Below are 14,430 nucleotides of genomic sequence, written 5' to 3'. Positions count from 1 at the left end.
GCTTGCGCCCGGCCCTTGGCGGGGGTGCTTGCTGCAAACTCCGCTGACCGCGTCCGCCCAGCCGTCCACTCGTCCACTCGCCCGTTTGCCCATCACCCATCTTCCGGAGCCCGCATGGCGTCTTCATCCACTCCCACCGCTGCACCGCACCCCCACTACGACCGCCTGATCGCCGCCGCCCGCGCCCTCCCCCCGCTGCGCGTCGCGGTCGTCCACCCGGCCAACGCCGTGTCGCTCGAAGCGGCGCTGGCTTCGGCCGCGCTGGGCCTCATCGCGCCGGTGCTGGTCGGGCCGCGCGCGAAGATCGAGGCGGCGGCGCTGGAGGCCGGCGCCAGCATTGCGCACCTCACCATCGTCGATGCGCCGCACAGCCACGCCGCGGCCGACGCCGCCGTGGCCATGGCCTTGCGCGGCGAGGTCGATGCGTTGATGAAGGGCAGCCTGCACACCGACGAGCTGATGGGCGCGGTGGTGCGGCGCGAGGGAGGCCTGCGCACCTCGCGGCGCATCAGTCACTGCTTCGTGATGGACATTCCGGGCCACTCGCAGCCGCTGGTCATCTCCGACGCGGCGATCAACATCGCGCCCACGCTCGAAGAGAAGGTCGACATCGTGCAGAACGCCATCGACCTCGCGCATGCGCTGCACATGCCGGCCGTGCGGGTGGCGATTCTCTCGGCCACCGAAACGGTGAACGCCAAGGTGCCCTCCACGCTCGACGCCGCCGTGCTCTGCAAGATGGCCGACCGCGGCCAGATCACCGGCGCGCAACTGGACGGCCCGCTCGCGCTGGACAACGCCATCGACGCCGAGGCCGCGCGCATCAAGGGCATCGTCTCGCCGGTGGCCGGCCGCGCCAACGTGCTGATCGTGCCCGACCTGGACGCGGGCAACATGCTCGCCAAGAGCCTCACCTTCCTGGGCGGCGCCTATGCGGCGGGCATCGTGCTGGGCACGAAGGTGCCGGTGATCCTGACGAGCCGCGCGGACTCGGAGGCGGCGCGGCTGGCTTCGTGCGCGGTGGCCTCGATGTTGGTGAAGGCGGGGCGGGAGCGGTTGATCAAGGCGGTGGGGTGATGGCGCCGGTGGGGCGGAAGCTCAGGCCTTGATCTGCTTGGCCTTTGCGCGGCCGGACACAACACGTCGCGGCATCTTGTAATTCGGGTCGGCCGCCCTGAGCGCTTCAGGCATCTTTTCGGCGATGGCAATCAGCGTCTTCGCTGCGCCCGTTGGCTCGCGGCGGCCCTGCTCCCATTGCTGCAACGTACGCACCGACACGCCAAGCAATTCGGCAAAGCCGGCTTGCGACAGGCCTGCGTTCTCGCGCGCGGCAACCACGGGCGTGTAAACCTTGCGCGTTTTTCCGGCACCCATTTCTCGCGCCGACTGCGCGAGCAGAGCATCGAAGTCCTGACCCGCCTCGAAGGCGGCCAGTTCGGTATCACTCATCGGCTTTTTCTGCGGCATCGCGCAACTCCTTCAAGGTTTCGCCGGAGATCGAATCGAGGTTCGCCTTGGCGTAGATCAACATCAGGACAACTTCACCGGGCCTCTTGCGATTGAAGTACACGATTCGCACGCCGCCGCTCTTGCCCGAACCGGCGCGCCCCCAGCGCACCTTGCGCACGCCGCCCGATTTCTGGACGGGGTCTCCGGCGTCAGGGTTCTCGGAGATGTAAGCGGCAAATTCACCTCGCTCTTCCTCTGTCCAATAGTTCGGCCATAGCTTCTGGAAAGTTGGGGTTTCGACGACGGTGAGCACGGCCGGAAGCATACGCCACTGGCGTACATTCTACAGTTATAGAAACGTGACCGCCGTCACGGATTCGGCACAAGAAATTTTCATCGCGCAGATCCCGGCGAGACATGCACCACGCATATTTCATGCGTGGACACCACCGCCCCGCCTCCCTACGATCCCCGCCGATGAACATCGAGCAACTCAAGGGCAAGCTCGCCTTCCTGCGCGAGGCGGAAAAACTGAAAGACGTGCTGCGCAGCGGCCACACCTCCTCGGGCCGCGCGGAGAGCACGGCCGAGCACAGCTGGCGCCTGTGCCTGATGGCGATGGCCTTCGAAGAAGAGCTGGCCGGGCTCGACCTGCTGCGCGTGCTCAAGCTGTGCGTGGTGCACGACCTGGGCGAGGCGATCAACGGCGACATTCCGGCGGTGAGCCAGCACGCGCACCCCGACAAGAGCGAGCGCGAACGCCGCGACCTGCTGACGCTGATGGCGCCGCTGAACGACGCGTTGCGCAGCGAGTTGCTCGCGCTCTGGGACGAGTACGAAGCCGCCGCTTCGCCCGAAGCCAAGGCGGTGAAGGCGCTCGACAAGCTCGAGACGATCCTGCAGCACAGCCAGGGCGCGAACCCTGAAGATTTCGACTACGCGTTCAACCTCGGATACGGCAGGAAGCACACGGGGACCACGCCGCTGTTCAGCGCATTGCGCGAGCTGGTCGATGACGACACGCGGCGCAGGATGACGGCGCCTTCGGCGCCTGCGCACTAGCCGGCTCGCCCGCGCGCAGATCGTCAGTCTTCTGTCGTCGCCGCGCCGATCTTCGCGTTCCTTCGCATGGCCTGCGGCGGCTGCCCGAAGGCCCGCAGGAACGCGCGCCGCATGCGCTCCCTGTCCGCAAAGCCGGTCTCGCTGGCGACGACTTCGATGGGGTGGCGGCTCTGTTCCATCATCACCCTCGCCGCCTCCACCCGCAGGGTTTCAATGGCCTTGGCGGGGGACTGGCCAGTCTCCGCGCGGAAGGCGCGGCTGAACTGGCGCGGGCTCAGGTGCGCGGCCTCGGCCAGATGCTCGACCGCGAGCGGTTTGTGCAGGTTGCGCCGCGCGAAGGCGAGCGCGCTCTGTATGCGGTCGGTCTTGGCATCGAGGTCGAGCAAGGCCGAGTGCTGCATCTGCCCGCCGCCACGACGCTGGTACACCACGAGCCGCTTGGCGACCGTGCGGGCGTGCTCGGTGCCCAGGTCGCGCTCGACCATGCCCAGGGCAAGGTCGATGCTGGCGGTCATGCCGGCAGAGGTCCACACGGGGCCGTCGACAACGAAGATGCGGTCTTCCTCGACCTTCACTTGCGGGTAGTTGGCCTGCAGGTCGCGGGCGTAGCTCCAGTGCGTGGTCGCGCGCCGGCCGTTCAGCACGCCGGCCTCTGCAAGCACGAAGGCGCCGGTGCAGACGGAGGCGATCCGGCGCGATGAAGTCGCCGCTCGGCGGAGGAACGCGAGGAGCTTCTTCGGGGCCGGTTCGATGTCGAGCGCGCCGGCTGCAATCACCGTGTCGAACGACTTGCGGCCGGCCAGTTCGGTCGGCATCGGGATGCCCATGGAGGTCTGCACCAGGCCACCTTCTGCGGAGAGCAGGTGCACGTCGTAGTAAGGCTCGGGGGCGATGCGGTTGGCCAGTTCGAAGACGGTCATGCCTGCGAAGACCATGACCTGAAAGTTCGGGACGACCGTGTAGGCGATGCGGTGCATGTGCGCTCCTGCGGTCATGGCCGGAAAGGTTGCATATAAGACATTGTAGACATCGAGGTGTTTTTCTAAAGTTCGGCAACGGTCGGCATCCCGCTGGCAAACCTGAAAGAACTTTCATGTCGATCATTGCAATCGCCGGGGGAACCGGCACGGTGGGGTCCAGGCTCACGCGGCAGCTCATCGAGAGCGGCGCGCGCGTTCGCGTGCTGTCGCGCAACCCTGAAAAGGCGCGCGCCCTGTTCGGCGCGAACGTCGACGCGGTGGGCATCGACTTCGACAACGCGAAGTCGATGCAGCAGGCGTTCGAGGGCGCGGACAAGGCGTTTCTGAGCACCGCGACGAGCGCGCGCCAGGTGCGCGACGAGAAGGCGCTGATCGACGCCGCGGTCGATGCCGGCGTGCCGTACCTGGTCGGTCTTTCGGTGGGCGGTGCGGGCGCAAGCATTGCGAGCAACGTGCTCGAATGGCACACGGAAATCGACGCGCACCTGGCGAGCAAGAACGTGGCCTGGACGCTGCTGCGGCCCGCCACTTTCACGGACACGCTGGTTCGCGTGGCGTCCAGCTTCGTGCCCAAGGGCGTGTGGGGCGGTGCGGCGGGGGACGGCCAGATCAGCGCGATCGACACGCGCGACGTGGCGGCGTGCGCGGCCGCCGTCCTGCTCGAAGGGGCCGAGCGCCATGGCCACAAGATCTACGACCTGACGGGACCCGCGCCGGTGACGATGGACGGCATCGCGGCGCTTCTGGCGGAAGGCCTCGGCCGGCCGGTGGCGTACATCCGGCGCACGGAACAGGCGCAGCGGGCGTTCTACGCGGCGGTGGGCCTCCCGCCCCTCACGATCGACGTGCTTCTGGGGCTGGACCATCTCACGCGCACGAATGTCTACGCCACGCCAACGCCTGGCGTGATGGCGCTGACGTGCCAGGTTCCGCGCTCGGTGGCCGCATTGGTGCAGGAGCGAATCGCGGACATTGCGATGCCCGCCAAGACCTGATTCGCCCCCGCCTCGGCACGCCCGGCGATCGGCATCGCCATGGAGTAAATGTTGCAATAAACCTACAAAATATGTTTCTGCAATGTAAGTAACAGATGGTTGTGACACTTCAATCACACTAAACTTACATTTTTGAAACAACTTTGTGGGCTGGATGCGCGCCTTCTTTTCGCTGTCTGGACGTGCGCGTCACCTGGCTGTGCTGGCGCTTGGCTGCTGCGCCATGCTCCTCGGCCCGGGCGCCTGGGCGGGGTTGAACGAAGTCGGCAAGGCGCCACCCAGCGTTCATCGGCTGAAGCTGTTCGTCGACCCGCAACTGGCTGACGACATCGGCCCCGCGGAAGCGGGCCGGCGGCTTGCGCAGTACGTGGCCGACGTCAACACGGTGTTCACGCGCGAGACGGTGCGCAGCTTCGTGTTCGACCCGGTCAACGACCTGCAGCTCGTTGCCCCCGCCGCGGCGCCGCAATGCAGCCACAGCGGCCTGGTCAATGGCGAGATCGTGGTGTGCATCTCGAAATCGACCAAGGGCTACAGCCACGGCGGCCTCGCGGCGAGCTGGACCTTTCCGCAGAAAGGCGCGGCCTGGAACCTGAACTGGATCGCGATTCACGACCCGCTGCGGCTGTCGCGCGCCATCACCAAGGCCGCGCCCGAGTCCACCGAAAAAGACTACCTGGGCCGCCAGCTCAAGACGCTGCTGCACGAGCTGGAACATGTGTTCGGCGCCGGCGCGGGCGAGTACTACAACGCCTCGATGGTGAAAGACACCACCGGCACCGCCCCGCTGGCCGACCTGGCGCTGATGAGCGACACCGACCGCTACTGGTGGACACGCCAGAGCTGGCGGCTCGATCCGCTGCTGGGCACGGTGTTCGAACAACGGCGCGACCCGGCGACGAACCGCGTCATCACGCTGAACATGATCCGCTTCACGGCGGGCACCAAGGCCAACATCAACACCGACTGGAGCGATTGGCCGAAGTACGGCACGTCGAAGTTCATGGCGGGGACCACGGCGACGCAGGTGCGCATTGCCGATCGCGCGACGGGCGCCGCGCTGCCCGGAGCGCAGGTATCGGTGTGGCGGAACGCAGGCACTTCGACAGAGCAGCCGATGGTGTTGCTGGCGCAGGGCGTGGCCGATGAGGCGGGTCGCTTTGCCTTCGACTGGGCGTGCGGTTTTACGTGCTTCAACAGCGCGAAGTCGACGCTGCTGGTGAAGGCCTCGGCACCAGGGCGCTCACCGACGGCGAGCTGGTTCACGATCTTCGATGCGTTCGAGCAGAAGGCGGTGAAGGGGCAGTCGACGTTCACGATCGACATGGCATTGGGCGGCCTGGACAACGTGCCACCGACTGTGTCCGTGTCGGCGCCCGCGATGGCCACGCTGGGGCAGCCGGTGACCATTGCACCGGCCGTGGTGGACAACGTGGGCGTGTGGGGCGTGAAGGTGGCGGGGGCGGATGGGATTCCGATCTGCACGTTCGAAGCCCCGCCTTTCACCTGCACGTGGACGCCGATGACGCCGGGCATGCAGACGATCCGCGTGATCGGCGTGGATGCGGCGGGGAACTCGGCGATGGCTACGGCGAATGTGATGGTGAATGCGCCTGCGGATCTGGCGCCGCCTGTGGTGTCGGTTGCGGTGCCGGCGGCGACAGGGGTCAGCCGGACGACGACTCTTTCCGCTGCGGCGCAGGCGAATGCAGGGATCGCGGAGCTTCAGTTCATCGTGGATGGGAAGACGCTGTGCACGGTGAAGGCCGCGCCGTATACGTGCAACTGGACGCCTGGGGCGGCGGGCTACGCGAGCATCGAGGCGCGGGCTGTGGATGCGATGGGGAACATTGCGAGCGTGTCGGCGAATATGCAGGTGAATGCGCAGATCACGCCGTATCGGGCGTTGGCGATGAAGGAGGGGGAGAAGGATGTGGTGGATGGCGTGCTGGCGCAGGCGCCAGCGCCGGTGGTGCTGAAGGTGCGGACGGCTGTGGCTTCGCGGGATCGGAGCGGGTCGTGAGGCTGAGCGAGTAACCGCCGGGCGCGAGTCGCACCCGTCGCCGATCGCTGCGATTGCCCTTGGTCGACATCGCTTGCCAACGTGCGACCCTTGCACGCTGAATCGAGAGCTACCAGCCGCAGCAAACGCTCACGAAATCATCGATAGCTTTCCGTCTTCGATGGCTTGTTTGTAGTCATGCGTATTCCGGATACGTTCTGACGAGACATCCAGAATTGCCGGCCGCGGAGGAAGCGTGAAGGTTCCTTCTCGCAACTCTCGCACTTTGGATGCCACGAGCTTGCTGCGCTTTCGCGATTCCACGAGAGAAAGCTGATAGTTGTTCAGATTGACCTTCTCAGGCTCCGCAAAGCCCAGAAGCCGGAACACTTCAGTAGAGGGCTTTGCAAGTGTCTGCATGTCCTTGTTGGCCCAGAGGGCCAAGCCTGCCGTCAATACGGCTGCACCCGTCATGCCCAACGCCTGGTATTTGACGAAGCCCACATGCTCCTTGACGAAAAAATAGCTCAATGCCCAGCAGATGCTCGCAAACGCGAACCCCCAAAAAGCAAGCTTCCAGTTCGCGCTTATCTCCGCACCGCCGCCCCAGGCGTGCCCCACCCAGACCAGTCCTTGCTGCTCGTCCAGGATTCCGCGCGCAACAACCACATCACCACTGCGTGACGCAGCCAACCGAACCCGGTTGCCTTCCTTGAGCAGCTGCGCCCCAGCGAACTGCCCGCACACGACCTGATCGCCAATCAGACACGCGAAGTTCTGCATATCTTCACCGTCATACATTGCCAGCATCGCGGCGTTGGCGGCTTGGCCGAACAGGTCGCCCACCGCCGCACCGACGCCTGCGAGCACACTCGTTTGCTTGTAGTGCTTGTCGATTTTCCGTAGCAGGTTCTCGCGGCCCTCTGACACGTGCAGTTCGGCAACGACACCTTCCAGCAGAAACATGCCCGAGTCAGGCCCGAAGTTCGGTTCTGGCAAAACGGAGCAGGTCTTGAGATCGGATAGCTCATCGCGGTGCGGCGAGTCGCCTACCTGAGAGCTCTTCATACCGGCTCAGACGTCATGCTCGGACCTACAGCGCGTTTCACCTCTTGTGGCCAATCGACGTCGATCGCAGTCTTGTAGCTCAACCAATTTCCCGTGCCCCAGAGCAAAAACATCGGCAGGGTCACCGGCAGTGCCAAGTGCATGAACCACATGTAGCCAGGCTGTTCGTTCCAACGTTTCATATAGCCCGCACCGAAGGGGCCGGTAGCGCCCACGCTATGCCACCAGTTGCGTGGTGCTTCCATGCTGGCCAATGGTTCTGAGGGCAGCGGCAGGTGCGAGCCACCCTCCTCCATGAAACGACGAATGTGCTCCCACATGGCTGGCACGAGGGTTTCACTCAAGGAACTGGCATTGGCAATCTGGAAGCTGTCGATGATGGTCGGGTCGCTTGCGCTCTTGCGGACGATGAACATCAGGAAATGATTGCGCACGATGGTCGCCCCCGTAGAGAGCACTTCCGTCTCGTGCTCGGCATCGACGAGCTCCCAGTCGTACTCGCAAGCCAGTACGGGCCAGAGCTTGAACAGGCCGCGCCAACCGGGTTTTTCCTCGCGCAGGATGCGATAGATCTTGCCGTGTTTGCGGTCGAAGATGATCGGCAGGTCCGATGGTTTAAATAGGTCGACGCGCAGGCCGAAGGTCGTTATCCAAAGGGAGAAGACCAGCGCTACGGGACCAAATGCCGCATCAAGCAGCGCAAGAAACCAATCATTGGTCGTGAAAAAGTCGATCGCCGCTATCGCGCTTACCGCAAATCCAACGCCCCCAAAAAACACCGCCAGGAAGAACCCATAGCCGCGCAATTCCTTCGTCATCCCCGTGTACTCAATGGCATCTTTGTAAGTCGCCTTGATCCAGCCCAGTGCTTGCGGGAAACCTTCGGCCGTTCGGTTCTTTCGGTAGCGTTTGACGATTCCGGAGACTTTTCCGCCAGGGCGCTCCTCGTCGGTGCTGGCGCCCATCGCACCTTCGGTGCTTCCGGGTGATGGCTGATATTCGATGCGCACGCGCTCGCCGTGCTTGAGAAGCTTGAGTTCCTTCATGCCATTTGCGGCCCGGGTGGTGGCTCACTGCCAGGAATGAAGATTGGGAAGATCATTGTCGGGATGGTTGGCGCTGCAGGTGTTTTCTTCTCAGGCGGCGAGAACAATTTGTTCAGCTCGGCTTCCTCTTCTGCCCAGTTCGTGAACTTGCCACCGAATCTGTTGCCGAAGCGAGTGCGCTTAGCCCACTTCTCCATTTCGGTCGGCGTCATGATGACAGCCCCAACCTCGAAAAGTACAGCCAAGCCGAGCAGGACGGTGCCCCAACCGCTCAACGAACCAGCGATAACGCCCTGAGCACCGAAGCGCGCAGCAATGCGAATAGCGACTGCGCGCGCAACTCCCTTGGCAACCATACGGTCTGCAAGAGCGCCGACAGCCAATGCGCCAAACGTACCTGTTGTTCCCAGAAAGGCCCAACTGGAAGCTCTATACAAGCGCCCCACCCACTTCTGCTCAGCCTCACTGGCATCATTCGCCCTCATCCAGTTCATCCCTGCATTCGCAAGACCCGCCACCGCGCCCAATACATGCCCCGCCGCACGCAGCGAGTGAACCGTGATCGAGCGTTCTACCGCCCCCTGTCCCACTTGCAAGGTGAGCCTGGCTTTGAGCGCCACCTCCCACACTCCGGCCAGACCGCCCAGCACGCCAGAGGCACCGTCTACCAGCCCGAACCATGCGGCCCGGCGCACCTCTTCACGCTCATCGTTGATCTGCCCGAAACTGCCGATGAGCCCAAGGCCATTGAGCAACAAGCCGCCGACCGCCAATCGACCGTCGAGCGTGGTGATGATGGCCTGCTTGCCCTGCATCATTTCAAGCGCGGCAGCCTTTGCATTCGCCGAACTCATGCGGCCATCGAGCCAGAGTCTGTCGAAGTCGGGGCCGCGAAGCTGCATTCCGCGCCATGCGGTCGACCCCATGACGATGGCCGGCTTCGGGTTGGCCGGCGTATCGATTCGCCCGGCGCCATCCCGAATGGCATCTGCCACGTTGCCACCGTACTTGGCCATTTCGAGGTTGTCGGTCAGCAAGGTGATCTCGATAGCGCCTCCGCGAACCAAGCCCGCAGCCTGCGAGTAAGTGTGCGTGCCACGGTCGCGAAAGAGCATCAGGATGCCCTTGCCGGCCGGATAGTGCATGGTGATCTGCAAGGGCACGCGCAGCACATCGCCGTCGATGAAGCCTTTGAGCACGAGGTCGGTCGTGCGTTGAACCATCGCAAGGCCTTGCGCGCGCGCAACCAGCTTTCTGCCTCTGTCGGTTGACAGAAAGGCCGCACCAAGACTGGCGCAGAGCGCCGAAACCGCCCCAGTCAGGCCCTGGGCCACCGTCAGGCTGTAACCGCCGAACAGATTGCCAAGTGCAGGAGCAAGCCAGCTGTAGCGCGGCTTGGAAGCCAGACCCGACGACTCGAGCTTGCGCAGCAATCCCACACCCAGGTCGAACAGCTTGTCGTTGCGGCTTTCATGTGCGTAGACGCCAGCCTTTTCAATGGCCCATATCGGCTGCAGTTTCTTGAGAATTTCCTTTTGATTGGCGGCCAACGCTCTGACCATGACGGAGGATGGCTGGCTCGGATCTCCTGCAAGTTCTTCGACGTAGGCCTCGAGCACCTTACCCGTGGTGAGGGGCGCCGGCGTCGTCGATATCGAGACCTCGCGCGCATAGACCAGCCCACACGAATGCGTTTGCAACAGCGCATTCGGGTCCGTCTCGTCGAAATGCATCTCGAAATAAAGTTTAAAGCTGTCGCTCTTGCGTGTGGCCCACCAATCGGCCTCGAACCTGGCGACGACATCGAGATGCTCGCGTTTCATCCGGTCATGGAAATCCTTCACCCATTGCGCACGACCGGTTTCGCTGTACTCGTCTGCGATGTCCCCCCACGATTTCGCCAAGGCCTTGTCCGCCTCCAGACGAACGCGGTCCGATCCCCCTGTTGGCCATACCCTTCCGAGCGGATTGGCCTCCGCGCTGCGCCCCTCTCCTTCGATCTCTTCCCAGGTGCGACCTTCATACCGAAACGGAGCAATGGTGGCGCCAAAGAAAGGATTGCCGGGCTTGGGCTCCGAGTACTCCTTGAAAGAAACGACCGGAGCCAATTTCTCTAGCGCCTTCGCATATTCCACCCGCGCCTGCAATTCCTTGAGCCCCAGCATCGCCTCGGAGCTTTTGAGTGCATGCTCGTTTTCCGGCTTGGCGGCCTCTGCCTCGATGGCACGCCTTGCAATCTCGTGCCTGCGCAATCGCAGTGCATTCAGTTCGGCCGTCAGACCCACCGGGTCGGGCAGCACGACCGCCCTCTCCTTGCCCGCCGTAAGTGGATGGCATGCGGCCGCCCTCACCAGGTTGTCGGCAAGGCTGTCGACGATAGGCGCCAGACTGTTGAACTGGAAGTCGTGATCTGTCGCCTTGTTGAGGCTCAGGTTGTTCAGCGCGCATTCAAGTACGCTGCTGCGAAGCCGAGACGCTGTCGGCAGGAAGCTTCCTGGCGTAGTACCACCGGCAAGATCCACTTGCATCATGGCTTCAGGGTTGGCCCGGTTCTGCTTCTTGAGTTTTTCATTCCACAGATTGGCGCTATAGGCCATCCACACAGTCGGGATCTTGTGTGCCTGCGGGATGTGCAGCAGGCGCATACCGGCTGCGTTGTGCGCCGTGTTTGAGCAGGCCGGCGGCGCAGGCATTTGCGCAAACACGGGATTGCCCTGCTCGACGAGATCCGCGTTGTCGGTGACGCGGTAGACCAGCCATTCCTTGACACCCTGCGGAGGGTTTGGAATGTAGACGTGCACATAGCCAGCACGCAACAGGCGCAGCACGTAGCGGCTTTCCGTCAGCGCGTGACCCGGCACGAGGCCGCTTTGATCGGTCTGCAGTGCTTCCGAGCCCGCCGGAACCAGAAAGCCCGCGATGGCGATGGGGCTCGGCCGCAGCAACAACAGCGACAAACCGCTCCTGTTGCAGTTATCGCAGCCGGCAGGAGTGGTCGTGCTCATGAGGAGGTGCCTTTCAACATCAAGGCGCGCAAGGCGATGCTCAGGGTGTGCATGGTTTCGTCCGATTGGCCGTCTTCTTCGGGCCGAGCCTGCAAAGCAGCCCGCACGCGAGCGTCATGTTCAATGTCGGCATGCAAGAGGCTCAAGGCGGCCCATGCATCTTGATCACGAGCACGCACGAAGCGTGTCGGCCACCGCTGTGCCGCCCGCTCCGCGCGGCCAAGGGCTGCGGCGACCTGTGCGTAGACCTCGCGGTCTTGCTGCGAACTTTTGCACGGGGCCTGATCGCTCAAGAGAGCGAGCTCGCCGAGCCAGCGCGCGGTGGTCGCATGCATCCGCTCGCCGCGCATGAAGAACTTCCACTCGTCGCCGTCGAGCGTCAGTCGCTCGACTCCGTCGTCGGCATGAGTCAGTTGCGCAAGTTGGCCGCATGCATCCAGGTAGACCCAGCGTCGAAGGCGCCCGAACTGTGCCGAAACGCGTGCATCGCCCACCACATGCCGCAGCCAACCGAAGACGCGACGGTCTGCAAGCCGCATGTAGCGCGCATCGGTCCAGGCTGACGTGTCGACACGAAGCATCTGCGCTACGACCGCTGCAACGTCCTCGGCAAAGAGGCTCGTTTGCAACCAGCTGACGCGGTGTACGCCCCTTCCGTCGGACGCGAGGCCATCAGCTTGTGATGCGTGGCGCTCGGCCTGCGCAATATCCAATGTGTCGGCGAGCCATTCATCGTCCGCCCCTTGCAGCGTCACGACGTAGGGTTGCTGCGCCTGCGCCAGCGGAACGCGAGGGTCCAGCAGCACTGTTGTGACTTGACGGCCCCAAGCTGCTTCGCGCGCCGCTTGCGTTGCGGCGAGGCTATCCGGTGCATCGACAGACACCGGGATGGGTTCGCCCTGCATGGGGTCGACCAGCACGTAGATGGAGGTCGCGCTGTCGAAGGTCGCCTGCAATTGCGCAAGCGTTGCGACGCTGGAGGGTGACGACGTCGTCATATCGCACTGACACCTGCGGCCCCGGCGGCCGCGAGCTTGAAGGGACAGGCGTGGTACTCCCCTTTTTCTACGCTGTTGCTCGCACTGTCTCCTTGCGGCCCGACGAAGTTGTGCATCCCCCTGAACGTCACCTTCCCCGGCGCGTGGATCTTGATGCTTGCGCCTTCGAGCTTGATGTACGCCCCGGCGCTGGTCAGCAGCACGTGCTTGGGCGCCTCCACATCCACGTTCTTCGTCGTGCTGGCGATCGTCACCTTCTTGTCCGCCGCGATCTTCGTCGCACCCTTTTGGCTTTGCAGCATCACGCTGCCGCTGGCCGCGTGCAGCGTGATGCCGCGTTCCTGGTTCGGCTCACCGCCTCCGCTCGCCTTGGCGCCCAGCGTGTACAGGCTCACGCCCTTGGCCACGCTCACTGCGATCTGTCCTTGTGCCGGCAGATCGATGTCCTGATTGGCGACGATTGCGGTGTGCTTGCCGCTCACCGCAATCGCCTCCTTCGGTGTGACGAAGCCGATGCCCATCGGCGCGCTGAACTGCAGGTGCGGCTCGCTGTACGCGGTGACGCTGCCTTGTCCACCTTCGGTGGCCTTGATGTCGCCACCGCCGTTCGATTGCGCCGCGCTGCCTTCTTGCTGTGCCCCCAGCACTTCCGCCACGTGTTTCAGCGCCTCGATGGCCGGCAGCTTGTCCGGTGCCTCTTCATCCTTGATCTGCGCCTTCTGTGTCTGCGCACTCTTGGCTAGTGAAGTCGCAAGTTCTTCGGCCTGTTTCGTTTGCTGCTGCGCCTCGCGGCTGGCCATGAACGCACCCTTGGCGTTTTGTTGGGCATGCGCGCTCACCAGCAGCCCTGCGCCGGCGCGGATCGCGCCTTGTGCGGTCGTGGCCAGCTCGGCCCCATGCCCCCGCGCCTTGCCACGCGCGTTGTCGTCCTGCTGCTTGTGGTGCCCCAGGTGCAGCCGGCTATGTGCCTGTGTGGTCGCGAGACTGGTGCTGCCCTGGCCGGGGGTGTCGTCGAAGACCAGTTGGTTGTAGCCGCCATCACCGCTCTGGCTGGCACTCAGTTCCTGGGTCTTGATGCCGGAGAAGACGGCGTTGTGCGCGTGTTCCTTGGCCTCCTTGCCTTCGCCAGCGAACCAGGCGGGGGCGTTACCGGTGGATTGCGCTGCGCCTGCGGATTTCTCGTTGTGCTGGGCATCGACTTGTCCGGCGCCGTTGTACAGCGCTGCGACGACCACCGGGCGGTCGATGTCGCCATGATGGAATTCCACCAGCACTTCCTGCCCCACGCGCGGCAGGGTGACCTGCCCCCAGTTGTCGCCCGCAGCGCTGGCGGCCACGCGCACCCAGGCGCCCAGGCGGTCGGCGGCGGGCGCGTTGTCCTGACCGTCTGAGCGGGGTTGTCGGGCGCTGGCGGCACTGCCGCGCTGCCAGTGGAACTGCACCTTGACGCGATGGTCGCGCTCAGTGTGCACGGGGGCGTTCTCGCCCACGCCGATGACGATGGCGCTCTGGCTGCCGTGCACGCTGGGCTTGGGGTGGATGCGCTGGCCGTGGCCGTCCACGCTCAGCGGGCGGTAGGGGATGGCGGCGCGAACGGTGGTGAAGTCGTTGCGGTAATGCGTGACGCTCTCAGGATTCGCCGTGGCATTGCCGCTGTCCTCCGATGCATCGAACACGGTGGCAATGTTGGGTAGGCCGAGGCGTTCACTGACACCTGCCTTCAGGGCTTCGTCGAAGTTGTTGCGCGCGATGTGGCGCACGGCCAGCACCGCGAAGCGGCGGTCTTCTTCGCTGTCCTTGTCGTGCTGCTCGTGACCGGTCAGGG

Annotated in this window: 12 protein-coding genes; 4 read left to right on the top strand and 8 right to left on the bottom strand. The window is 64.2% G+C overall.

Going from position 1 to position 14,430, the window contains the following annotated elements; all coding sequences use genetic code 11:
- Nucleotides 1-114 precede the first annotated feature (114 nt).
- Nucleotides 115-1,077 (top strand): phosphate acetyltransferase, encoded by a 963-nt coding sequence (locus BM133_RS00060; protein WP_093430761.1) that lies wholly within the window; start codon nt 115-117, stop codon nt 1,075-1,077.
- 21 nt (nt 1,078-1,098) lie between these two features.
- On the opposite strand, the gene BM133_RS00055 is transcribed toward BM133_RS00060, so the two are convergent.
- Together BM133_RS00055 and BM133_RS00050 are read right to left on the bottom strand one after the other, a co-directional pair.
- Complete coding sequence (locus tag BM133_RS00055; protein WP_093430760.1) at nt 1,099-1,467, bottom strand: helix-turn-helix domain-containing protein; 369 nt, start codon at nt 1,465-1,467, stop codon at nt 1,099-1,101.
- Nucleotides 1,442-1,762, bottom strand: coding sequence for a type II toxin-antitoxin system RelE/ParE family toxin (locus BM133_RS00050; RefSeq protein WP_093434916.1), 321 nt, complete (start codon nt 1,760-1,762; stop codon nt 1,442-1,444). Before BM133_RS00050 ends, BM133_RS00055 begins: the two co-directional genes overlap by 26 nt.
- 164 nt (nt 1,763-1,926) lie before the next feature.
- Here BM133_RS00050 and BM133_RS00045 point away from each other — a divergent pair, with 164 nt between their 5' ends.
- Nucleotides 1,927-2,511 carry an HD domain-containing protein gene (locus BM133_RS00045; protein ID WP_093430759.1) on the top strand — a complete coding sequence of 195 codons (585 nt, stop codon included), beginning with the start codon at nt 1,927-1,929 and terminating at the stop codon, nt 2,509-2,511.
- A 23-nt stretch (nt 2,512-2,534) separates the two neighbouring features.
- Here the strand turns inward: BM133_RS00045 and BM133_RS00040 are convergent, their stop codons facing one another.
- On the bottom strand, nt 2,535-3,488 hold the full coding sequence (locus BM133_RS00040) for a GlxA family transcriptional regulator (RefSeq protein WP_093430758.1): 954 nt from the start codon (nt 3,486-3,488) through the stop codon (nt 2,535-2,537).
- A gap of 116 nt (nt 3,489-3,604) precedes the next feature.
- On the opposite strand from BM133_RS00040, the gene BM133_RS00035 reads away from it, so the two are divergent.
- Nucleotides 3,605-4,486: an NAD(P)H-binding protein gene (locus BM133_RS00035; RefSeq protein ID WP_093430756.1), complete on the top strand. Its 882-nt coding sequence runs from the start codon at nt 3,605-3,607 to the stop codon at nt 4,484-4,486.
- Nucleotides 4,487-4,709: 223 nt separating this feature from the next.
- Nucleotides 4,710-6,509, top strand: a complete 1,800-nt coding sequence (locus BM133_RS00030; protein WP_256219020.1) for an Ig-like domain-containing protein — start codon at nt 4,710-4,712, stop codon at nt 6,507-6,509.
- Nucleotides 6,510-6,638: 129 nt separating this feature from the next.
- Here the strand turns inward: BM133_RS00030 and BM133_RS00025 are convergent, their stop codons facing one another.
- The 5 genes from BM133_RS00025 to BM133_RS00005 all read right to left on the bottom strand — a co-directional run.
- Nucleotides 6,639-7,556 carry a hypothetical protein gene (locus tag BM133_RS00025; protein ID WP_143100038.1) on the bottom strand — a complete coding sequence of 306 codons (918 nt, stop codon included), beginning with the start codon at nt 7,554-7,556 and terminating at the stop codon, nt 6,639-6,641.
- Nucleotides 7,553-8,602, bottom strand: coding sequence for a DUF6708 domain-containing protein (locus tag BM133_RS00020; protein ID WP_093430752.1), 1,050 nt, complete (start codon nt 8,600-8,602; stop codon nt 7,553-7,555). The genes BM133_RS00025 and BM133_RS00020 overlap by 4 nt, the downstream gene beginning before the upstream one ends.
- On the bottom strand, nt 8,599-11,607 hold the full coding sequence (locus BM133_RS00015) for a T6SS effector BTH_I2691 family protein (RefSeq protein ID WP_093430750.1): 3,009 nt from the start codon (nt 11,605-11,607) through the stop codon (nt 8,599-8,601). The genes BM133_RS00020 and BM133_RS00015 overlap by 4 nt, the downstream gene beginning before the upstream one ends.
- Nucleotides 11,604-12,605, bottom strand: coding sequence for a hypothetical protein (locus BM133_RS00010; protein ID WP_093430749.1), 1,002 nt, complete (start codon nt 12,603-12,605; stop codon nt 11,604-11,606). Before BM133_RS00010 ends, BM133_RS00015 begins: the two co-directional genes overlap by 4 nt.
- Nucleotides 12,602-14,430: DUF2345 domain-containing protein (locus BM133_RS00005; RefSeq protein ID WP_256219019.1), on the bottom strand; the 1,829-nt coding region annotated here is incomplete at its 5' end. The genes BM133_RS00010 and BM133_RS00005, both read right to left, overlap by 4 nt.

The sequence above is a fragment of the Variovorax sp. 770b2 genome, from assembly GCF_900115685.1.
Lineage (GTDB): Bacteria > Pseudomonadota > Gammaproteobacteria > Burkholderiales > Burkholderiaceae_C > Variovorax.
The sequence above is the reverse complement of the archived record's forward strand: the minus strand, read 5'-3'. Positions and strand labels throughout refer to the sequence as shown.